Source organism: Micromonospora sp. NPDC049101 (genome assembly GCF_040648675.1).
In the GTDB taxonomy this organism is placed as follows: Bacteria; Actinomycetota; Actinomycetes; order Mycobacteriales; family Micromonosporaceae; genus Micromonospora.
Genome location: NZ_JBEZED010000001.1, coordinates 110,162 through 128,384 on the forward strand (window position 1 = coordinate 110,162; position 18,223 = coordinate 128,384).

Consider the following 18,223-nt stretch of genomic DNA (forward strand, 5'->3'; position numbering starts at 1 on the left):
CCCGAGCCGCGCGGCACGGTTGACCGGGTTCGGGATGGGTAAGCCGGGGAGCCGCGTGGGTGGTCGTCCGTCGACGACACGCCCCGCTGCCGCGCACACCTCGGGGGGCCCATGGCGGACGTGTCGCCGACCGGAGAGACGACGTCGGGTGGGATCGTTCAGTTGCGGGTGCACGGCGTCTCCGGTGCGGGCGCGGACCAGGTGTTGGACCGGCCGTACGTGCACCAGGTCGCCGGGGACCGCAACGGCGGGTTCTACCGCCCCCAGCCCGGCTATCCGGGGTCCGCCGCGACGGACGGGGTGACGCTGGAGGCGTACCGCTGGAGTGACCTGCCGTCCGGCACGGCCGTGCGGACGCTGTCACTGGTGTTCCTGCTGCCGTTCATGCTCTGCAACGTGGCGATCTGGATGCACCCGGTGCCCCAGGCACCGAAGAGCGTCGTCGTCGCCCTCGGTAGGGCGCTCGCCCTCAGCCTCACCATGCTCTACGTGCTCTCCATCGTCGGCGTGGTGCTGGACCTGATCGCCTGGCGCTGCATGGGCGACCCGTCCTGCCTTGCGGGCCGGAGCTGGCTGTCCTGGCTCGGGGGCCGCCCGGTCGGGGTGCGCCTGGGAGTGCTGGCGCTGGTGGCGATCGCCGCCGTCGGTGTCCTCTGGTGGTTGAGTACCCGCCTGAGCCACTCGTTCGACGCGTTCCGCACCGGCGGGCCGGCGACCTCACGGCATCGGTTGAGCGCGGTCGGCCAGTGGGACGGGGCACCGCTCGTCGGTCGCCTGCGGTCGGTGCACGTCGCCGCCGCCTTCGCCACGCTGGACGGCAGCCTGCTGCTCGCCGAGTCCAGCCAGCACCGCACCTGGGTGATGGTGGTGTTGGTGGTGGCCGTCGGCGCGGTGCTGCTGGCCTGCCTGGTCCTGGTCAGCGCGGTGCGGAGCTTCGACCGGACCGAACCGACACCCCTGGTGGACGGGCTCACCCGCGGACTGCGCACGATCACCTGCGGGCTGACGATCCTGGTGATCGTGCACGTCCTCGTCAGCCCGGCGCCGTGGCCGCAGAGCCGCGCACTGCCCGGGTACGGCGCCACCGTGGCCGGGTTGTTCGTCAGCCAGACCGTGCTGATCACGGTCCTCGCCGCCGTGGTGATCTCGCGGCGGGGTCGTCAGCAGCGCGTCGGAGGACCGCGGCCCGCAAGGCTGCGCGCGCTGGGCTCGCCGGTCCTCGTCACGATCGCCGCCGGACTCGCGGTGGCCTTCTCCGCCGAGTTGGTCTACCGGACCGCGGACCTCCTGGACCGGGAGGGAACAACCGCCGACGGAATCGCGACGAGCCCGCCGCTGGCGTACAAATGGGCGATCTTCAGCTTTTTCCTTGCGGTGTTGAGCGCGTTGCTGGTGGCCGCCCTGGTCACGGTGCTGACCCGACGCCGTCGGTGGCGGGCCGCGCGGGCGATCGTGGCCGCGGACTTCCCGCACGCGCCCCCGGAGGCGGCCGACCGACTGCGCCAGGTCGAACGGGCGGTGGCCCGGGCACGGTTCACCGAACGACTGGAGCCGCTCACCGTGGTGTACGCGGGGCTGGCCGCGCTGGGGCTGGCCACCAGTGTGGTCGGACTGTTCCAGATCTATCCCGGCGACATGACCCAGCGGTTCCTCGGCGTACCCGACGACTTCGTCAACTTCTTCATCGGCATGGGCAGCTATGTCATCGCCGCGATCATTCTCGGACTCGTGATCGGCGGCCTCTTCGCCTACCGCACGGCCGGGTTTCGCCGGTACGTGGGCGTCCTGTGGGACCTGGGCACCTTCTGGCCCCGCGCGGCGCACCCGTTCGCCCCGCCCTGCTACGCCGAGCGGGCCGTGCCGGAGTTGGCCAAGCGCATCACCTACCTGGTGGACCAGGGGCAGGGGGTGTTGCTGACCGGGCACAGCCACGGCTCGGTGCTGCTCGCCGCCACGGTGCTCCAGCTGCCGGCCCGGGTCACCGACCGGGTCGCTCTGCTGACCTACGGGTCGCCCCTGGGCCGGTTGTACTCGCGGCTGTTTCCCGCCTCGGTCGACATGTCGACGCTGCGGGAGGTGGGCGAGCGGGTCGGCTGGCGGTGGGTCAACCTGTGGCGCGACACGGACCCGATCGGCGGCTGGATCTTCGCCTCTCACCGGCCCGGCGAGGCCGAGACGCTGACCGGGCCGGCGGCGATGGTGGATCGTCGGTTGACCGATCCGCAGGACGTGGTGCCGCCGCCCAGTGACAGCGTCCCCCCGCCGATCCTGGGGCACTGGCCGTGCGAGTCCGAGAAGGCGTTCGGGCAGGCGGTGCGGGATCTGGCCGCACGGCTGCACCGCGACCGCCCGGCGGTCGACTGACCCGACCTGGCGGCCGGATATCGTCGCCGGGTGACACCGTCCAAGAAGCCCGAGCGCCGGTTGATCGCCTCGAACAAGAAGGCCCGGCACGAGTACACCGTGCTGCGCACCTACGAGGCGGGCATCGTGCTGGTCGGCACCGAGGTGAAGTCGCTGCGCGAGGGGCGGGCCTCGCTTGTCGACGCGTTCGCGCACGAGCGCGACGGCGAGATCGTGCTGTACGGCCTGCACATCGCCGAGTACGCGTACGGCACGTGGACCAACCACGCCCCCCGCCGCAACCGCAAGCTGCTGCTGCACCGGGCCGAGATCGACCGGATCCTGGACAAGGTCCGCGAGGGCGGGGTGACCCTGGTCCCGTTGTCGATGTACTTCGAGAACGGCTACGCCAAGGTCGAGCTGGCCCTGGCCAAGGGCAAGCGCTCCTACGACAAGCGGCAGACGCTGGCCGAGCGGGATGCCAACCGGGAGATCGCCCGCGAGCTGGGCAGGCACCTCAAGGGCCACCCCCGCCGCCCCTGACCTCCGTCGGATCGCAGTTCTTTCCCGCGGCGCGCCCGCGGGTCGTTGACGTCCCCGCGCTGACGTGGTCTGCTCAGTCGACGCCGTTAATGAAAACGGTCATCATTAGCTGAAAGTGGAGGAGAACCCATGTCGCTCACCGTCCCGCCCGCCCTGCTCGACGCCGCCGAACGCGGTCCCGTCGACGACGAGGCGTTCGTCGCCTGCGTCCGCGAGTCACTCCCGTACGCCTGGGCTACCGTCAGCCGGGTGGTGGCCGAGCTGGAGGCCGGCGACGCCGACCTCGCCGACAACGTCGTCCCGCCGCCCACCGACGACGACCGGGGGCAACTGCTGCGGGCACTGGCGAGCGACGCGATCCGCGCCGGTCTGGAACGGCACTTCGGCGTACGCCTGGCCTTCCAGAACTGCCACCGCGTCGCCGCGTTCCGCCCGTCGGCCGTCGACGGGGAGCGTTACCGCCGCTTCGTGTCCACCCGTGGGCAACTGCTCAACCAGTCGCCGGAGCTGCGCAACTGCTGACGGTGGGCTCGGGGCGGGCGGGAGCCCTCCGGCCCGCCCCGAGCCTGCGGCCCCGCCTTTCCTGCCACGGGTGCGCGCGGGCCGTGTTTGGCGCGGCGGGCCGTCGTCAGGTGTTGTTCGCTCTGTCCAGGGCTAGCGCTATCGATGCCTGGGCTTGCTCGAGTGTGTCGCCGGCTCCAACCGCAAGGTCCCGTAGGTACTGGCGGAACTCGTCATCAGACGGGTGGCTTGAGGTGAGGTAGCCGGCGAGTTCGAGGCTGACTAGTCCGTGCAGCTGACACCACATGCGCCGGGTGATGGACCAGGGGTCTGCGGGACGGAACCGGCCTGCCTGGATGCATCGGGGGACGGTATCCCTAGCTACGCGCAGCGTGTAGAGGCCGATGCGCCGGTCTTCTTCTGAAAGTTGGAACCCGGCGATGCTTGGGCCGCCGAACATCACCGCGTACAGGTGGGGTGCCAGGTGCGCGGACTGCCGGTACGCGATGGCCAACTGGAAGCTGTCGGCGACCGGGTCGTCGCTGGCATGCACCGTCGCCAGCCGGTCAGCTAGCCGGGCGAAGCCTTCCCGGATGACGGCCCGGACCAGACCTGGCATGCCGCCGAAGTACGTGTAGATGGCCATTGTGGAGGTGCCCGTCTCGCGGGCTAGTGCTCGCGCGGACAGTGACCGGGGTCCCTGCTCGGTCAGCAGCCGAGCGGCGACTTCGACGAGTTCCTGCCGCGGATCGCTGCTTGCCCTTGACATGAGCTCATCATAACGGTGTTATTGACATAACGGTGTTATGAGGGAGAGGCGATTGGATGTTGGGGCCACGACGGATCCGAGCACGGATCCCGCGACTTGCCGAAGCGCACGGAGATGACTGGGGAACGGTGGCCGGCGGCGGAGAGCCACTTCGGCTGGCCGTGCTCGGCGACTCCGCAGCGGCCGGGGTCGGTGCTCCCGACCATCAGGCGGCCTTGGCCGGTCAGACTGCGGTTGCACTCGCCGCGCTGACCGGGCGGCACCTGTCTTGGCGGGTCGTGGCACGATCGGGAGCCACGGCCAGAACGATCCGACGAGACTTGGTGGACGGCATCACGGATCCACACACGCGCTGGAGCCCACACTTGGTCCTCGTGGTTGTGGGGGTCAACGACGCGGTCCGGTTGCGGCGACCCGGCCGGTTTCGGCGCGACGTCGAGCATCTGGTGGCGGTGATTCGGCGTCGGCTCGGTGCCCCGATCCCTGTGCTTCTGGCTGGGCTGCCCCCCGTGCACCGCTTTCCCGCCCTGCCTGCGCCGGTGCGGCTGCTGCTTGGGACCCACGCGCGCCGGCTGGACCGTCAACTCACGCGCCTGGCTCGACGGGACACGGGCGTGTTCCACCTGCCGGTCGGGCACCTGCCCATCGAACGAGACGACTTCTTCGCCTCGGACGGCTTCCATCCCGGCCCAGCCGGATACCGCGTGTGGGGCCGAACGCTTGGTGCACAGACGGCCACGATCGTCGATGCAGTCCTGCCTATGACCGTGGAACCGAGAGTTGCCAGTCAGCGTGACGGCCACCCGCGGGGCGCAACTGCAGAAGAAGCCGGCCGGAGGTGGCCGGCGGGCAACACCCGCACATCGGCAGTTCCGGACGTCGCCCGACACGGGAGGTCTGCCACGGAGCGTGACAACTCCGGCTCGTGATGGCGCGCGCGGACGGCGGCAGATCCGGATACTCGATCAGCGTGAGCGCCGGCGATTCGCGCGATCGGCTCCAGCCGTGCTTTCTCATGTGCGGTGTCACGTCGCGGATGCTGCGGCAGAACTCACCGATGGGACACAACACTGTGCAGTCCGGCGCGATGAGAGGACCGGGTATGGACGTGCTGATGTTCGCCACCGTCGCGGTGCTGGGGTTCACGGCGTGCGCCGAGTTCGGCTCCTATGCTTTTGTGCATCCGGTGGTCAGGCGTCTGGCGCCGCGTGACCACATCCTGGTCGAACAGGGTCTGCTGCGTACCTTCGGGATTGTCATGCCGGTGCTGATGACGGCTTCGCTCGTGCTGGCTATCAGCTACGCGGCCCGCCCTGATGGGGCGGGGTTGCCCGAGGTGTTGCGTTGGGTTGCGGCCGCGACCTGGGCCACGGGCATCGTCACGACCGTGGTCGTGAACGTGCCGATCAACCTGTCCACACTGCGCTGGGACAAGGATTTCCCTCCGGAGCGCTGGCAAGAGCGCCGTAACCGCTGGGAGTGGTTTCAGGGATACCGTTCGTGGGCCTATCTCGCGGCCTTCCTGCTCGTCGTTCTCTCGGTCGCCACGGTCGGCTGAGAGTGTTGGGTTACCCGTTGACCACGTGAAGTGAGTTGACGGGATCCGTTGTGGTGTAGGGGATTACAGAAGCGGATACCGGATCAAATGCGACCGGCTGGGACGAGGTGGCGTGGTCTTCGTGGTCGTCGTCTACCTCGTAATCTTCCGTACCAGGACGGCCCGTCATGAGGCGCCTCATGACACTTCAGGTCAGGAGTTCGCGGGCCAGGGCCTCGGTCCACCAGCGCTCGACTTGATCGGGTTGCCAGCCGCGTTCGCCGGTCAGTGTGGTGTAGACGTCGATGTTGCAGATCGCCGCATAGATGTCGACGGCCGACCGTATGTCTAGTCCTTGCCGGAGAACGCCGCCCGGCCACGACGAGAACACCTGGATCCTGGTCTCGTCCCCCCGCTGACGGCCGTCGCGGTAGACGCTCGCCAGCGCAGGCTCGGTGCGGCCCGCCTCGCGTACGAGCGCGATGATGTCACCGGCACGCTCGAAGAGCCGCCGGTCGTAGCCGGCCATCGCCGCGAGCTGCCGCACCGGATTGTTCTCGGCCCCTTCCAGTTCGGCGAGCGACTGCGATGGATTTGCGGCGATGTCTGCTGCGTCGGCCAGGGCCTGGATCAGCCCGGTCTTGTTCCCGTACACCGCGTAGACGGTCGGCACCGAGACCCCCGCCTCCCGTGCCACGTCACGCACCGTGGTCGCCGCCCAGCCGCGGGAGAGGAACAGTCGACGAGCGGCGCTGGCGATCTCACCCCTCGTCTCTGCCGCTTGCGCCACCCGGCGCAGTGATTCGTACCTCCGGCTGCCTGTCTCGGCGGTCAATGGCTTGCCTCCTTCAGTTTTCGGCCATTATATTGAATATATGTTGCGTAAACTCGGCGTCGGAGGCACCTGGACGTTCTCGCGGATCGCCGGACTCGCCGGACTCGGCTTCGCCATCCTGATCGCCTCCACCAACGCCTTCCTGGTGCCAGCCGGCCTGCCCCACACCGGCGCTGAGACCAACGACGTTGTCCAGTTTTTCACCACCCAACAGAACACCGTCGGCCTCGCATCAGCACTCGCCCCGATCGCCTGGGTGCTGGCCACCCTGTTCGCCGCCGGCGCGGTCGCCGTGCTGTGGCGTTCCGACCTCGAGCAAGGCACAGCCTGGTCCCTGGTCGGGTTCGCCGGGGTGATCATGCAGAACATCACCTTCACCGGCGTGATGGCCACCCGGCTCGCGCTCGCGTCAACGACCGCGCAGGACAGCAGCACGATCGCCGGACTCTGGGCACTCCACAACGCGCTGTTCGTCTTCAACGGCGCCTTCCTGGCACTGGCCATGACCGGCCTGTCCATCAGCGGCCGACGCGCCGGCCTGATCCGCCGCTGGCACAGCGGGATCGGTCTGCTTGCCGCCGCACTCCAGTTCGGCTCGGCCGTGCTGAGCCCTCTGGCCATCGACGACCCCGGTACGGTCGGTCTCCTCGGCCTTGTCGGCTGGCTGATCTGGGTCGTGTGGGTCGTCGCCTACGGCATCACCCTGATCCGCCCGACATCCGTTCCCATCCAGGCGATACCGAAGAACCGACGCACCGGTCCCGTTGAGTCATTTCGATCAGACCATCGGCAGGCCGATCTACCCGACGGCCAGCGTCGCCATCCAGCACAGCAGCGCGTCGAACCGCCGGAGAGCGCGCAGGCATAGGCATCCGCCGACACCCCGACACCCGGCGCGGCGCGGCGTTCCTGGCAACCGCCGACGACACCGGGTGGATCCGTCGGAACGTCGGCGGGTCCACCCGGTTCGTTAGCGGCCGATCTTGTCCAGCTCGGCCAGGTCGTCGTCGGACAGAGGCAGTGCGGCGCCCGCGACGTTCTCGTGCAGGTGTGTCGTGGACGAGGTGCCCGGAATCAGCAGGATGTTCGGCGAACGCCGCAGCAGCCAGGCCAGGGCGACCGACATCGGTGCCGCCCCCAGCCGGGCGGCCACGGTCGAGAGCAGCGAGGACTGCAGGGGGCTGAAGCCGCCGAGCGGAAAGAACGGCACGAAGGCGATGCCCTGCTCGGCGAGCGCGTCGATCAGCTCGTCGTCCTGGCGGTGCGCGAGGTTGTACCTGTTCTGCACGCACACGATCGGCGCGATGGCCTGTGCCTCGGCGACCTGCTCCGGCGTCGCGTTGCTCACTCCGAGGTGCCGGATCAGGCCCTCCCGCTGAAGGTCGACAAGTGTCTCGAGCGCCTCGGCGAGGGATTCGGGCTGTGGCCCCGCGGCATCGCCGAGCCGGAGGTTGACGAGGTCGAGCACGTCGAGACCGAGGGTCTCCAGGTTCTCGTGCACGGACCGGCGCAGGCTTGCCGGGTCACGGGCCGGGGGCCAGCCGCCCTGCTGGTCGCGGTTCGCGCCCACCTTGGTCACGATGTGCAGCGCATCGGGGTACGGGTGCAGCGCTTCCCGGATCAGCTGGTTGGTGACCTGCGGCCCGTAGGCCTGGGAGGTGTCGATGTGGGTGATGCCCCGCTCGACGGCCGCGCGCAGGACGGCGAGTGCGCCGTCGTGGTCGGCCGGCGGCCCCATGACCCAGGGGCCGGCCAGTTGCATGGCGCCGTAGCCGAACCGGGTGACCGTCAGGTCTCCCAGCGTCCAGGTGCCGCCGGGAAGGGAGGTGGAGACCATGTTCTTACCTCTGCCTTTCGTGTCGCACCGAGTCGTGCCGGTGCATCGCCTACCCGCTCCACTATCGGGATGTAACTTCACTACGGGAAGTAGGCACCTGAAAGTGCGTAACGCCCCAGCGGCGGGAGGAGCGGTTCGATGACGACGACGACGGCGGCGCGGAACAGGGCTCAGGCCAAGGTGGAATACGACGCCTTCCTGGCGCAGTGTCCGAGCCGCAAGCTGCTCGACCGCATCGCGGACAAGTGGGTCACGTTGGTGCTGGCCGCGCTGCGCAGCGACGGCTCGCACCAGTTCGGCGCCGACTGCGCCGGCGAGCCCCGACCGATGCGGTACTCGGAGCTGTCGCGCCTCCTGGCCGGGGTCAGTCAGAAGATGCTGACCCAGACGCTGCGATCCCTGGAACGCGACGGTCTGCTCACCCGCACCGTGGTGCCGACCGTGCCCGTCACCGTCACCTACGAGCTGACCGACCTCGGTGTCTCCCTGCACGAGGTGGTCCGCGGCCTGAAGGGCTGGGCCGAGACGCACATGGACGACGTGCTCGCCAACCGCGCGACGTACGACGACCACGCCGGCTGAGCCGCCCCCGCGCACCTGCGGCCGAAAAGACCCACGCGAGTACGCAGCCACAGCACGATCCGGCCTTCCAGGCTCGTAGTTGCGGCAGCTAGGGTGAGCCGGTGACGATGTTCCGGATCGGTGCGGCGGCCGACCTGCTCGGTGTCAGCAGCGACACGATCCGCCGCTGGGTCGATGCCGGGCGGCTGCCGGCCGGGCGCGACGAGCACGGCCACCGGGTGATCGACGGGGTCGACCTGGCCGCGTTCGCCCGGGCCCAGGCCGCCGACCCGGACGCGGGTGCCGAGTTCTCCTCGGCCCGCAACCGGCTGCGCGGCATCGTCGTCGACGTCCGCAAGGACACGGTCATGGCCCAGGTCGACATCCAGGCCGGCCCGTTCCGCGTCGTGTCGCTGATGAGCCGGGAGGCGGTCGACGCCCTGGATCTGCGGGTCGGCTCGGTCGCCGTCGCGGTGATCAAGTCGACCACGGTGGTGGTGGAGCGGGCCGCACCCGCCCCGAGCGGGGGAAGGTCGGGCGGATGAGCGCGCGGGCGACGCGTACGGCGATGGTCGTGGTCCTGGCGCTGACCGTCGCCGGCTGCGGCACGGGCGGCGACCGGGCCTCCGGTGGCGCCGCCGACGGGCGGGTCACCGGCCCGGTGACGGTGTTCGCGGCCGCCTCGTTGACCGAGTCGTTCACCCGCATCGGTAGGGACTTCGAGGCCGCCAACCCGGGCAGCACCGTGACTCTCAACTTCGCCGGCAGCTCCGCACTGGCCAACCAGGTCAACCAGGGTGCGCCGGCGGACGTGTTCGCCTCGGCCGCCCCGGCGACCATGGCCACTGTCACCGGGGCCGGCAACGCCGACGGCGCACCGAGCGTCTTCGCCCGCAACCAGCTGGTGATCGCGGTGCCCCGGGGCAACCCGGCCGGGGTGACCGGGCTGGCCGACCTGGGCCGGCCTGGTGTGAAGGTGGCGCTCTGCGCCAACCAGGTGCCCTGCGGGGCGGCCGCCCGCACCGCCCTGGACGCGGCCGGCGTCGCGCTGACCCCGGTCACCCTGGAGCAGGACGTCAAGGGCGCGCTCGCCAAGGTGCGGCTCGGCGAGGTCGACGCGGCCCTGGTCTACCGCACGGACACACGGGCCGCGAGCGCCGACGTGACAGCTGTGGAGTTTCCCGAGTCGGCGCGGGCGGTCAACGACTACCCGATCGTCGCGCTGAAGGACGCACCGAATCCGGCCGGCGCGCGGGCCCTCGTCGCGTACGTCCGCTCGGCGCCGGCGCAGGCCGTCCTCGCCGAGGCGGGCTTCCAGGCGCCATGAGTCGGGTCCTCGACCAGGTGACCCCCCGACGGCGCGGGCGGGTGCCGGCGGCGCTGTTGATCCCCGCCGCGCTGGGGTTGCTCTTCCTCGTCCTGCCGCTGGCTGGTCTGGTGATCCGGGCGCCCTGGTCGACCCTGCCGCAGCGGCTCACCGCGCCGGGGGCGCTGACCGCGCTGCGGCTGTCGGTGCAGACCGCGACCCTGGCCACCGTGCTCTGCCTGCTGCTCGGGGTGCCGCTGGCCTGGGTGCTGGCCCGGGTCGAGTTTCCCGGCCGCCGACTGGTCCGCGCGCTGGTCACCGTGCCGCTGGTGCTGCCGCCGGTGGTCGGCGGCGTGGCGCTGTTGCTGGTCTTCGGCCGGCGGGGGCTGCTCGGCGGCTGGCTGGACGCCACGTTCGGCGTCACCCTGCCCTTCACCACCACGGGTGTCGTGGTGGCCGAGTCGTTCGTCGCCATGCCGTTCCTGGTCATCGCCGTGGAGGGCGCGCTGCGCGCCGCGGACCACCGCTACGAGGAGGCCGCCGCCACACTGGGCGCCGGCCGGTGGACCACCTTCACCCACGTCACGGTGCCGCTGGTGGCGCCCGGGTTGGCCGCCGGGGCGGTGCTCTGCTGGGCGCGGGCGTTGGGCGAGTTCGGTGCCACCATCACCTTCGCCGGCAACTACCCCGGTCGCACCCAGACGATGCCGCTCGCCGTCTACCTGGCACTGGAGACCGACCTGGAGTCCGCGATCGTGCTCAGCCTGGTGCTGCTCGTCGTGTCGGTGGGCATCCTGGTCGCGTTGCGGGATCGCTGGATGACCGGCGCATGACGCCTCCGCTGCTGGACGCCCGGCTCGTCGTCGACCGGGGCGCCTTCCAGCTCGACGCCGCGCTGCGGGTGGCTCCCGGCGAGGTGGTCGCGCTGCTCGGCCCGAACGGCGCCGGCAAGACCACCGCGCTGCGCGCGCTGGCCGGGCTGCATCCCCTCACGGCCGGGCACGTCACGCTCGACGGCGTCGACCTGGATCGGCCGGCGGCCCGCGGCTGGGTGCCCACCGAACGCCGGTCGATCGGCGTGGTCTTCCAGGACTATCTGCTCTTTCCGCACCTCAGCGCCCTGGACAACGTGGCCTTCGGGCCGCGCCGGCACGGCGTCGACAGGCGGGCCGCGCGTGCCACGGCCCGGGACTGGCTCGCCCGGGTGGGGCTCGACGCACAGGCGCAGCGCCGGCCCCGGCAGCTCTCCGGCGGGCAGGCGCAGCGGGTGGCGCTGGCCCGCGCGCTGGCCGTGGCACCGGCACTGCTGCTGCTGGACGAGCCGCTCGCCGCGCTGGACGCGCGCACCCGGCTGGACACCCGCGCGGAGTTGCACCGCCACCTGTCCGCGCACCCGGGCGCGACGCTGCTGGTCACCCACGACCCGTTGGACGCCCTCGCGCTGGCCGACCGGCTGGTCATCGTCGAGGGTGGCCGGGTGGTGCAGGAGGGCGACGGGCCGAGTGTCACCGCCCGCCCGCGCACCGACTACGTCGCCCGGCTCGTCGGGCTCAATCTCTATCGGGGAAGGGCTGAGGGGCACGGGGTACGCGTCGCGCCGGAGCTGACCCTCACCGTCGCCGACCGGCTCGACGGCGAGGCGTTCGTGGCGTTCCGCCCGGCGGCGGTGGCCCTGCACCCGAGCCGACCGCAGGGCAGCCCCCGCAACACCTGGGCGGGCACCGTGGCCGGCGTGCAGCGGCACGGCGACAACGTGCGCGTGCAGGTGGACGGGCCGATCGGGGTGGCCGCCGACGTCACGCCGGCCGCCGCCGCCCAGCTGCGACTGCTCCCCGGTCAACGGGTCTGGGTGGCGCTCAAGGCGGCCGAAACGCACGCCTACCCGGCCACCGGCTGAATGTCGGGCGGCCAGATCACGCTCGGATCACCAGGACAGTGACCGAGGAGCCGGCCACGGCGTTGTTGGCGCTGTCGTTTTCGTCCAAGACGACCGCCGCGGGCACGATCTAGCGTGGACCCGGCAGCTCGCCCCAGCATGAGGAGACAGCACGATGCGCAATCTGGTCTACACCGGCTTCATGTCGCTCGACGGCGTCGTCGACTCGCCCGGGGGCGGGCCAACGGAGGAGCACCGCAGCGGTGGGTGGGTGTTCAAGGACCTCGAGTTCGTCCCGGACGCCTGGTCGCTGAAGAGCGAGGAGCTCGCCGACACGACGGCGTTGATGTTCGGCCGTCGCAGCTACGAGGCGTTCGCGCCGGTCTGGCCCGGCTCGCAGGATCACGCCGGTTACAAGGAGCTGCCCAAGTACGTGGTGTCGACCTCACTGTCGGACGACGCCATCGTCGACGGGTGGGGGCCGACCACGATCCTGCGCTCGAGCGGGGACATCGCCGCGCTCAAGGAGGGCGACGGCGGTGCGATCTTCATCCACGGGAGCGCGGAGCTGGCTCGGCGGCTGTCCGACGCGGGCTTGATCGATCAGTACAACCTGCTCGTCTTCCCCGTGTTGCTCGGTGCCGGCAAGAGCCTGTTCGGCCGGGCCGATCGGGACAAGCACATGCTGACGCTGCGGGAGTCGGAGAGTTACCCGAACGGGATCCTCAAGCTGGTCTACGACGTCCGGCGGTGATCCAGGTCGAGGGCGATCGCGCCGCCGGCGCCCTCGCGTAGCTGCCGGGCGGTGCGGCCGACGTAGGAGCGCAGCGCTCGGGCCAGGTGCGGCTCGTCGAAGTAGTCGAGCTTGACGACGACGTCGGCGGCCGGGTCGCCGGCAGCCAGTAGCTCTGCCGCCGTGCGGGCACGCTCGATCTGCCGGACGGCAGTCCGCGTGAGACCGGTCGCCGCGCGGAACCGGCGTTCGACAGTGCGCCCCGACACGGCCGGACGGTGACCCCGCAGCACGTCGCTGACGAGCGGGTCACGGACCACGGTGCCGGCCCGGACGAGGCGGTCGACCAGAGCCTCGGTGTCGTCGGGAGAGGGCGTCTCCCAGCGCTCCCCGTCCAGCCGGAACGTCCGCCGCGTGGTGTCGGGAAGCTCGATGCCACCGTCGGTGAGCGCCGCGGTGGGCACGGACCGCAACGAGGTGCCCACGGCGAACTCGATGCCCGTGAAGGTCGCGCCCTCCGGCACCGGAGCCGTGCCGGACCGGGTCTCCGGACCGCTGATGGCCGTCTGCGCCCGGCCGGCCTGCTCCCAGAACACCAGGCCCCAACGCACCCCGGCGACGGACGTCATCGTGGTGACCTGGTCGCTCGCGCAGGTCCACACGGTGTCCACCCATGGCGAGTCCGATCCGCGTGTCGTAAACCGCAGTCCCACTGGCGAAGGATACGTCGCTGCGTGGTCGGCGTGGCTCGCCCGGCCAGGCGGGGCGTGCACCGTTGCGACAGGCGGGCCACCCCGGCGGCGTGGAGGTGATCAGCCGGCGAGCAGGTCGTTGTGCGCCGCGCGCAGCCGGGCCAGCGTGGGGTCGCTGCCCGGGACGACCCGGCGATCCAGCTCGGCCCAGGCCTGGGCCAGCGCCGCGCGGATCGCACCCAGCTCGGCGGCGTGCCGCTGACCGCTGCGTCGGTGCTGCTCCTCCAGGCGCCGCGCCCAGCCGGCGGTGACCGTGGCGAGCCGGTCGGCGTCGGCGCGGGCCTGTGCGCCGCTGCGGGCGGCTGCGGCGGGGACGATCGCGGCGACCGGGCGGGGATCGCCGTCGCGGGTGACGACGGTGACCGCGTCGGTCAGCTCGGCGAGCGCGACAAGTTGACTGAACCGGGTGCGCGCCTCACGCAGCGGCACGGAACGCGGCGGGTCGGGACGGGGGGTGAGCGCGGGGACGGCCATGAATGCATGGTGCCGCACGGGTATGACAACTATTCGCGGTCGCCAGTGGACGGTGCGTGCGCGGCGGGCCACTCGTCAGCCAACACCGACCAGACCTCCAGGTCGATGCGGCCGTGCGGGCCCGGGCTGACCTGGCGGAGTGTGCCGTCGAGGCGCAGGCCGAGTCGCCGGGCCAGGGCCCTGCTGCGCACGTTGTCGGCGGTGGTACGCCACTCGACCCGTTGGATGCCGCGCTCGCGGACCGCCCAGTCGACGATTCGGCGGATCGCCGGGGCGACCATTCCCCTGCCCTGCGCGGCCGGCTCCACCCAGCAACCCACCTCGCAGACGCCCCGGGTCACGTCGAACGAGACGAACATGACGCCGCCGACGAGCGTGCCGCGCCACCACAGCCCCCAGATGCCGCCGGTGTCGCTGGCCCACCGGTCGGCGTAGCGCTGCAACACCGCGCGGGCCGACGGCAGGTCGGTGGCGACGAACGACGGCGACACCCAGGGCTGGATGTGCTCCCGCGCCCGATCCAGGTTGGCGAGGAACTCCTCGGCCCGCCACGGGTTCAGCGGGCGCAGCTCGACGTCCTCGGTCAGCGGCAGGGCGAACACCGGGCCTCCAGTGAGATATGGAGAAGCAGCCTCGCACAGGCCCGTCGGGTGCGCGCGCCGGGCACAGCTCAGCTCGGCAGATGGGTACGCAGCGCCGCGAACTGCGCCACGGTCAGGTACGACGGGTTGGCCGCCTGCGGTTGGCGGAACACCTCCAGGGCGGCGAGCCGCTCGTCGGCGCGTAGCCGCAGCCGGGGCACCCGGTCCTGCTCGGCGAGGATGGGCAGGTCCAGGGGCACCGACCAGGCCTGGCCCGGCGGCCCCGGCTCGGCTCGCCCGGTGACCCGACCGATCCCCCACACGCCGTAGGGCAGTCGGCCGCGACTGCCGCTGGCCCAGAAGACGATCGCCTGTCCGGCGCGCATCAACCGCGCCCGGTAGCCGGGGCGTACGCACCAGTTGGTCACCCGCGGATCCCGGGCGAAGCGGGAGGTCAGGTCGACCAGGTCGGCGTTGCCCTTGATCAGCCAGGCCCCGAGGTCGTCGAGGCGCACGCGCGGCTCGGTCATCGCCTCATCCTGCCCCGCCGACGGCCGCGCCAATCAGATGATCGTGTGGGTCCAGTAGCTGAGCCAGAGCGCGAACAGCACGCCCTGCACCACGGCGAGCGTCGCGGTCAGCCACACGTCGACACCGGCGTGCCGGGCCCACCGGGCCAGCACCAGGGCCACCGGGAACGCGGCGAGCAGGTACCGCAGCAGGCTCCGGTAGACCGCCGGGCCCATCGACAGCGGCACCAGCACCATGAGGACGCCGTACACCAGGTAGGCCAGGTCCCGGCGGCGGAACCCGGCGACAAGCACGGCCAGCACGGCCCCGGCGAAGAGGGCCCGGGCGGCGTCGTGCGGCTCGCCGGTCAGCCCGTTCAGCAGCACCGGCACCGGGTTCTGCACCTCGATGCCCCAGCCGATGCGCTGGGCGTGCTGGTAGGCGAACCAGTCCCCGCCGCGCCACCGGCAGAACGCCATGAAGGTGAACCACCCGGCGGGCAGCAGCAGCAACGGCCAGCCGATCCGCAGGTAGCCGAGCAGGGCGCGCGGGCCGAGCCGCCAGTCGTGCTGGCGCAGCAGGATCAGGGCCAGCGGCAGTGCGACGAGCAGGCCGACGGAGCGGCTCATCGCCAGGAAGTAGCCGAGCACACCGACCAGCAGCCACTGCCCCCGCTCGGCGTGGTAGAACGCGGCCAACGCGAGGCAGACGAAGAGCGACTCGGTGAGCGCGGCCTGGAACAGGAACGCGGTCGGCAACAGCACGAGGTACCGGGTGAACCGGCGGGCGGCGGGCGCGTCGCCGAGCAGCAGCTCGGCCAGCCGGTAGCCGTACCAGAGCGCCAGCAGGAACGCGACGTTGCTGATCAACAGCAGGGCCAGCGCGTTGTCGCCGCCGAGCAGCGCACCGACCGGCCGGGCCAGAAACGGGTAGAGCAGCGGAAAGCCGAAGTCGTTCCAGGGCTGGTTCAGGGGCAGCTCGCTCAGCCGCAGGTAGAGCAGCCCGTCCCAGGCGAACCAGAAGGAGATCCACCGCTGCCCGGTGATCTCGCGCTGCTGCGCCCACATCATCGCCTCGTCCGGCGGCGGCGCACCGGGCACGCCGTCCCAGGCGTGCAGGACCAGCAGCCCGAGCAGGGTCAGCAGCAGCTTCGCGCCGAGGAACAGGCCGATGACGTACGGCCAGGGTTCCGGCACCCGACGGGCCGCGCGCGCCGTGGCGTCGCCGACCACGGCCAACCGGACGGCAAGGTTCGCCGTGCCGCTGCGCCACCTGTGCATCCGCCCCCGCTCCCCCATCCGCCGGTCCATCTCCGCCGCACCGGAGTGTGGTCCAACCGGTTGTCCGCCGCCAGACGCCACTCCGGAGCGGAATCGATCGTTGACCAGGAGTGACATTCGACGCAGAGCGGGTAGGCGGGGCGTTTCCCACGACGGTGGGGAGCGGGGACATCGGCAGCGGGAGCGAGCAGCACGGCACGGTGGTCATCGGTGCGGGGCCGGCGGGGCTCACGGCGGCGTACGAGCTGCTCCGGCACGGCCGGACGGTCCGGGTCTTCGAGGCCGACGAGGTGGTCGGCGGGATCAGCCGGACCGTGGAACGCGACGGGTGGCGGTTCGACATCGGCGGGCACCGGTTCTTCACCAAGGTGCCTCGGGTGGAGGCGTTCTGGCACGAGATCCTGCCCGACGAGGACTTCCTGACCCGGCCCCGGATGAGCCGGATCTTCTACCGGGGTGCGCTGTTCAACTACCCACTCAGCGCGATGAACGCGCTGCGCAACCTGGGGCTGACCGAGGCGGTCCGCTGCCTCGGCTCGTACGCCCGCGCCCGCCTCCGGCCACCCCGGGACCAGTCGCACTTCGAGGGCTGGGTGTCGGCCCGGTTCGGCTGGCGACTGTATTCGATCTTCTTCAAGACGTACACGGAGAAGGTCTGGGGAATGCCGGCCGACCGGTTGCAGGCCGACTGGGCCGCGCAGCGGATCAAGAACCTGTCGCTGGCCACGGCGATCCGCAACGCGCTGCTGCCGAGCCGCCGACGCACGGACGTGACAAGTTTGATCGAGGAGTTCCAGTACCCGAAGTACGGGCCGGGGATGATGTGGGAGCGCTGCGCCGAGCAGGTGTGCCACCGGGGTGGGCAGGTGTCGACGGGCACCTGGGTCACCGCGGTGCACCGCGACCCGGCGCGACGGCGGGCGACCAGCGTGACGGTCAACGGCGCGGGCGGACAGCGTACCGAACCGGCCGACCACGTGATCTCGTCGATGCCGATCTCGGAGCTGGTGTCCGTCCTGCGTCCGGCGGCGCCGCCGGAGGTGCTGGCCTGCGCCGCCGACCTGCGCTACCGCGACTTCCTGACGGTCGCGCTGGTGGTGCCGGCGGAGTTCTCGTTCCCGGACAACTGGATCTACGTGCACGACCCGGGGGTGCGGGTGGGTCGCATCCAGAACTTCGGCTCCTGGTCGCCGTACCTGGTCAAGGACGGCCGCACCTGCCTGGGCCTGGAGTACTTCGTGTTCGAGGACGACGAGATGTGGCGTACCCCGGATGCCGACCTCGTGGCCCTGGGCACCGCGGAGCTGGAGGGGTTGGGGTTGGCCCGGCCCGGCGTGGTGGAGGCCGGCTACGTCGTGCGGATGCCGAAGGCCTACCCGGTGTACGACGAGAGTTACCAGCACAACGTGGACGTGATCCGGGCGTGGCTGGCCGAGGCGGTGCCGAACGTGCACCCGGTGGGGCGCAACGGCATGCACCGCTACAACAACCAGGACCACTCGATGCTGACCGCGATGCTCACCGTCGAGAACATCGCCACCGGCAGTACGCATGACGTCTGGACGGTCAACGTCGAGCAGGACTACCACGAGCAGTCCTCCGGCGGCGACCGGCGCGGCACGGGCCGGGACGCGCCGGTGCTGCCCAGCCGGATCGTCACCGCCCCGATCGCCACGCCCGTCGGGGTCCGCTCCGGGGGCGACGGCGACCGGGCCGAGCAGGTGCCGCTGGCCTGACGGTGTCGGCGGGGCGTGGTTTGATCAGACCCTCGATCCGAGGGGGCAC

General features: G+C 71.3%; 21 protein-coding genes. 13 read left to right on the forward strand and 8 right to left on the reverse strand.

Annotation, left to right across the window (positions count from 1 at the left end):
- Positions 1 to 111: 111 nt before the first annotated feature.
- The 3 genes from AB0B57_RS00505 (at position 112) to AB0B57_RS00515 (ending at position 3,408) form a co-directional block, all read left to right on the forward strand.
- Positions 112 to 2,364 carry a hypothetical protein gene (locus AB0B57_RS00505; protein WP_357063399.1) on the forward strand — a complete coding sequence of 751 codons (2,253 nt, stop codon included), beginning with the start codon at positions 112 to 114 and terminating at the stop codon, positions 2,362 to 2,364.
- A 30-nt stretch (positions 2,365 to 2,394) separates the two neighbouring features.
- The gene (gene smpB, locus AB0B57_RS00510) at positions 2,395 to 2,886 is read left to right on the forward strand and encodes an SsrA-binding protein SmpB (protein WP_357063402.1); all 492 of its coding nucleotides are present in this window, start codon (positions 2,395 to 2,397) and stop codon (positions 2,884 to 2,886) included.
- A gap of 129 nt (positions 2,887 to 3,015) precedes the next feature.
- Positions 3,016 to 3,408 carry an SCO5389 family protein gene (locus tag AB0B57_RS00515; protein WP_357063405.1) on the forward strand — a complete coding sequence of 131 codons (393 nt, stop codon included), beginning with the start codon at positions 3,016 to 3,018 and terminating at the stop codon, positions 3,406 to 3,408.
- Between the two features lie 106 nt (positions 3,409 to 3,514).
- Here AB0B57_RS00515 and AB0B57_RS00520 read toward each other — a convergent pair whose 3' ends face one another.
- A complete protein-coding gene (locus tag AB0B57_RS00520) occupies positions 3,515 to 4,156 on the reverse strand; it encodes a TetR/AcrR family transcriptional regulator (RefSeq protein ID WP_357063408.1) in 642 nt (213 codons plus the stop codon).
- A 56-nt stretch (positions 4,157 to 4,212) separates the two neighbouring features.
- Between AB0B57_RS00520 and AB0B57_RS00525 the strand changes: the two genes are divergently transcribed.
- Both AB0B57_RS00525 and AB0B57_RS00530 read left to right on the forward strand, forming a co-directional pair.
- A complete protein-coding gene (locus tag AB0B57_RS00525) occupies positions 4,213 to 5,085 on the forward strand; it encodes an SGNH/GDSL hydrolase family protein (RefSeq protein WP_357063411.1) in 873 nt (290 codons plus the stop codon).
- A gap of 173 nt (positions 5,086 to 5,258) precedes the next feature.
- A complete protein-coding gene (locus AB0B57_RS00530; RefSeq protein WP_357063413.1) occupies positions 5,259 to 5,714 on the forward strand; it encodes a DUF1772 domain-containing protein in 456 nt (151 codons plus the stop codon).
- Between the two features lie 187 nt (positions 5,715 to 5,901).
- Here AB0B57_RS00530 and AB0B57_RS00535 read toward each other — a convergent pair whose 3' ends face one another.
- Positions 5,902 to 6,483 (reverse strand): helix-turn-helix domain-containing protein, encoded by a 582-nt coding sequence (locus AB0B57_RS00535; protein ID WP_357064483.1) that lies wholly within the window; start codon positions 6,481 to 6,483, stop codon positions 5,902 to 5,904.
- 85 nt (positions 6,484 to 6,568) lie between these two features.
- Here AB0B57_RS00535 and AB0B57_RS00540 point away from each other — a divergent pair, with 85 nt between their 5' ends.
- Entirely contained in the window at positions 6,569 to 7,396 is an 828-nt protein-coding gene (locus AB0B57_RS00540; RefSeq protein ID WP_357063416.1) for a hypothetical protein, read from the forward strand.
- A gap of 102 nt (positions 7,397 to 7,498) precedes the next feature.
- Here the strand turns inward: AB0B57_RS00540 and AB0B57_RS00545 are convergent, their stop codons facing one another.
- Complete coding sequence (locus AB0B57_RS00545; RefSeq protein WP_357063419.1) at positions 7,499 to 8,365, reverse strand: aldo/keto reductase family oxidoreductase; 867 nt, start codon at positions 8,363 to 8,365, stop codon at positions 7,499 to 7,501.
- A 138-nt stretch (positions 8,366 to 8,503) separates the two neighbouring features.
- Here AB0B57_RS00545 and AB0B57_RS00550 point away from each other — a divergent pair, with 138 nt between their 5' ends.
- The 6 genes from AB0B57_RS00550 to AB0B57_RS00575 all read left to right on the forward strand — a co-directional run bounded on the left by AB0B57_RS00550 (position 8,504) and on the right by AB0B57_RS00575 (position 12,862).
- Positions 8,504 to 8,947, forward strand: coding sequence for a helix-turn-helix domain-containing protein (locus AB0B57_RS00550; RefSeq protein ID WP_357063422.1), 444 nt, complete (start codon positions 8,504 to 8,506; stop codon positions 8,945 to 8,947).
- A gap of 101 nt (positions 8,948 to 9,048) precedes the next feature.
- Entirely contained in the window at positions 9,049 to 9,471 is a 423-nt protein-coding gene (locus tag AB0B57_RS00555) for a helix-turn-helix domain-containing protein (RefSeq protein ID WP_357063425.1), read from the forward strand.
- Positions 9,468 to 10,253 (forward strand): molybdate ABC transporter substrate-binding protein, encoded by a 786-nt coding sequence (modA, locus tag AB0B57_RS00560; RefSeq protein ID WP_357063428.1) that lies wholly within the window; start codon positions 9,468 to 9,470, stop codon positions 10,251 to 10,253. The genes AB0B57_RS00555 and modA overlap by 4 nt, the downstream gene beginning before the upstream one ends.
- Positions 10,250 to 11,065, forward strand: a complete 816-nt coding sequence (locus AB0B57_RS00565; RefSeq protein ID WP_357063431.1) for an ABC transporter permease — start codon at positions 10,250 to 10,252, stop codon at positions 11,063 to 11,065. The genes modA and AB0B57_RS00565 overlap by 4 nt, the downstream gene beginning before the upstream one ends.
- On the forward strand, positions 11,062 to 12,129 hold the full coding sequence (locus AB0B57_RS00570) for an ABC transporter ATP-binding protein (RefSeq protein ID WP_357063434.1): 1,068 nt from the start codon (positions 11,062 to 11,064) through the stop codon (positions 12,127 to 12,129). The genes AB0B57_RS00565 and AB0B57_RS00570 overlap by 4 nt, the downstream gene beginning before the upstream one ends.
- 154 nt (positions 12,130 to 12,283) lie before the next feature.
- Positions 12,284 to 12,862: a dihydrofolate reductase family protein gene (locus AB0B57_RS00575; RefSeq protein ID WP_357063436.1), complete on the forward strand. Its 579-nt coding sequence runs from the start codon at positions 12,284 to 12,286 to the stop codon at positions 12,860 to 12,862.
- Here AB0B57_RS00575 and AB0B57_RS00580 read toward each other — a convergent pair.
- The 5 genes from AB0B57_RS00580 to AB0B57_RS00600 all read right to left on the reverse strand — a co-directional run bounded on the left by AB0B57_RS00580 (position 12,844) and on the right by AB0B57_RS00600 (position 16,456).
- On the reverse strand, positions 12,844 to 13,554 hold the full coding sequence (locus AB0B57_RS00580; RefSeq protein ID WP_357063439.1) for a helix-turn-helix domain-containing protein: 711 nt from the start codon (positions 13,552 to 13,554) through the stop codon (positions 12,844 to 12,846). The genes AB0B57_RS00575 and AB0B57_RS00580 overlap by 19 nt on opposite strands.
- A 99-nt stretch (positions 13,555 to 13,653) precedes the next feature.
- Positions 13,654 to 14,067 carry a type II toxin-antitoxin system Phd/YefM family antitoxin gene (locus tag AB0B57_RS00585; protein WP_357063442.1) on the reverse strand — a complete coding sequence of 138 codons (414 nt, stop codon included), beginning with the start codon at positions 14,065 to 14,067 and terminating at the stop codon, positions 13,654 to 13,656.
- Positions 14,068 to 14,096: 29 nt separating this feature from the next.
- Positions 14,097 to 14,669, reverse strand: coding sequence for a GNAT family protein (locus AB0B57_RS00590; protein ID WP_357063444.1), 573 nt, complete (start codon positions 14,667 to 14,669; stop codon positions 14,097 to 14,099).
- A 68-nt stretch (positions 14,670 to 14,737) separates the two neighbouring features.
- Complete coding sequence (locus AB0B57_RS00595; protein WP_357063446.1) at positions 14,738 to 15,178, reverse strand: hypothetical protein; 441 nt, start codon at positions 15,176 to 15,178, stop codon at positions 14,738 to 14,740.
- A 33-nt stretch (positions 15,179 to 15,211) separates the two neighbouring features.
- Complete coding sequence (locus AB0B57_RS00600) at positions 15,212 to 16,456, reverse strand: hypothetical protein (RefSeq protein ID WP_357063449.1); 1,245 nt, start codon at positions 16,454 to 16,456, stop codon at positions 15,212 to 15,214.
- Between the two features lie 137 nt (positions 16,457 to 16,593).
- Here AB0B57_RS00600 and AB0B57_RS00605 point away from each other — a divergent pair, with 137 nt between their 5' ends.
- Complete coding sequence (locus AB0B57_RS00605) at positions 16,594 to 18,174, forward strand: NAD(P)/FAD-dependent oxidoreductase (protein ID WP_357064484.1); 1,581 nt, start codon at positions 16,594 to 16,596, stop codon at positions 18,172 to 18,174.
- Positions 18,175 to 18,223 lie beyond the last annotated feature (49 nt).

What these genes read in the sequence shown, in the direction of transcription:
- AB0B57_RS00575 (WP_357063436.1), top strand. Translation starts at nt 12,284, where the DNA reads ATGCGCAATCTGGTCTACACCGGCTTCATGTCGCTCGACGGCGTCGTC.
- modA (WP_357063428.1), top strand. Translation starts at nt 9,468, where the DNA reads ATGAGCGCGCGGGCGACGCGTACGGCGATGGTCGTGGTCCTGGCGCTG.
- AB0B57_RS00585 (WP_357063442.1), bottom strand. Translation starts at nt 14,067, where the DNA reads ATGGCCGTCCCCGCGCTCACCCCCCGTCCCGACCCGCCGCGTTCCGTG.
- AB0B57_RS00595 (WP_357063446.1), bottom strand. Translation starts at nt 15,178, where the DNA reads ATGACCGAGCCGCGCGTGCGCCTCGACGACCTCGGGGCCTGGCTGATC.
- AB0B57_RS00515 (WP_357063405.1), top strand. Translation starts at nt 3,016, where the DNA reads ATGTCGCTCACCGTCCCGCCCGCCCTGCTCGACGCCGCCGAACGCGGT.
- AB0B57_RS00540 (WP_357063416.1), top strand. Translation starts at nt 6,569, where the DNA reads ATGTTGCGTAAACTCGGCGTCGGAGGCACCTGGACGTTCTCGCGGATC.
- AB0B57_RS00570 (WP_357063434.1), top strand. Translation starts at nt 11,062, where the DNA reads ATGACGCCTCCGCTGCTGGACGCCCGGCTCGTCGTCGACCGGGGCGCC.
- AB0B57_RS00545 (WP_357063419.1), bottom strand. Translation starts at nt 8,365, where the DNA reads ATGGTCTCCACCTCCCTTCCCGGCGGCACCTGGACGCTGGGAGACCTG.
- AB0B57_RS00600 (WP_357063449.1), bottom strand. Translation starts at nt 16,456, where the DNA reads ATGGGGGAGCGGGGGCGGATGCACAGGTGGCGCAGCGGCACGGCGAAC.
- AB0B57_RS00550 (WP_357063422.1), top strand. Translation starts at nt 8,504, where the DNA reads ATGACGACGACGACGGCGGCGCGGAACAGGGCTCAGGCCAAGGTGGAA.
- AB0B57_RS00520 (WP_357063408.1), bottom strand. Translation starts at nt 4,156, where the DNA reads ATGTCAAGGGCAAGCAGCGATCCGCGGCAGGAACTCGTCGAAGTCGCC.
- AB0B57_RS00565 (WP_357063431.1), top strand. Translation starts at nt 10,250, where the DNA reads ATGAGTCGGGTCCTCGACCAGGTGACCCCCCGACGGCGCGGGCGGGTG.
- AB0B57_RS00505 (WP_357063399.1), top strand. Translation starts at nt 112, where the DNA reads ATGGCGGACGTGTCGCCGACCGGAGAGACGACGTCGGGTGGGATCGTT.
- AB0B57_RS00530 (WP_357063413.1), top strand. Translation starts at nt 5,259, where the DNA reads ATGGACGTGCTGATGTTCGCCACCGTCGCGGTGCTGGGGTTCACGGCG.
- AB0B57_RS00525 (WP_357063411.1), top strand. Translation starts at nt 4,213, where the DNA reads ATGTTGGGGCCACGACGGATCCGAGCACGGATCCCGCGACTTGCCGAA.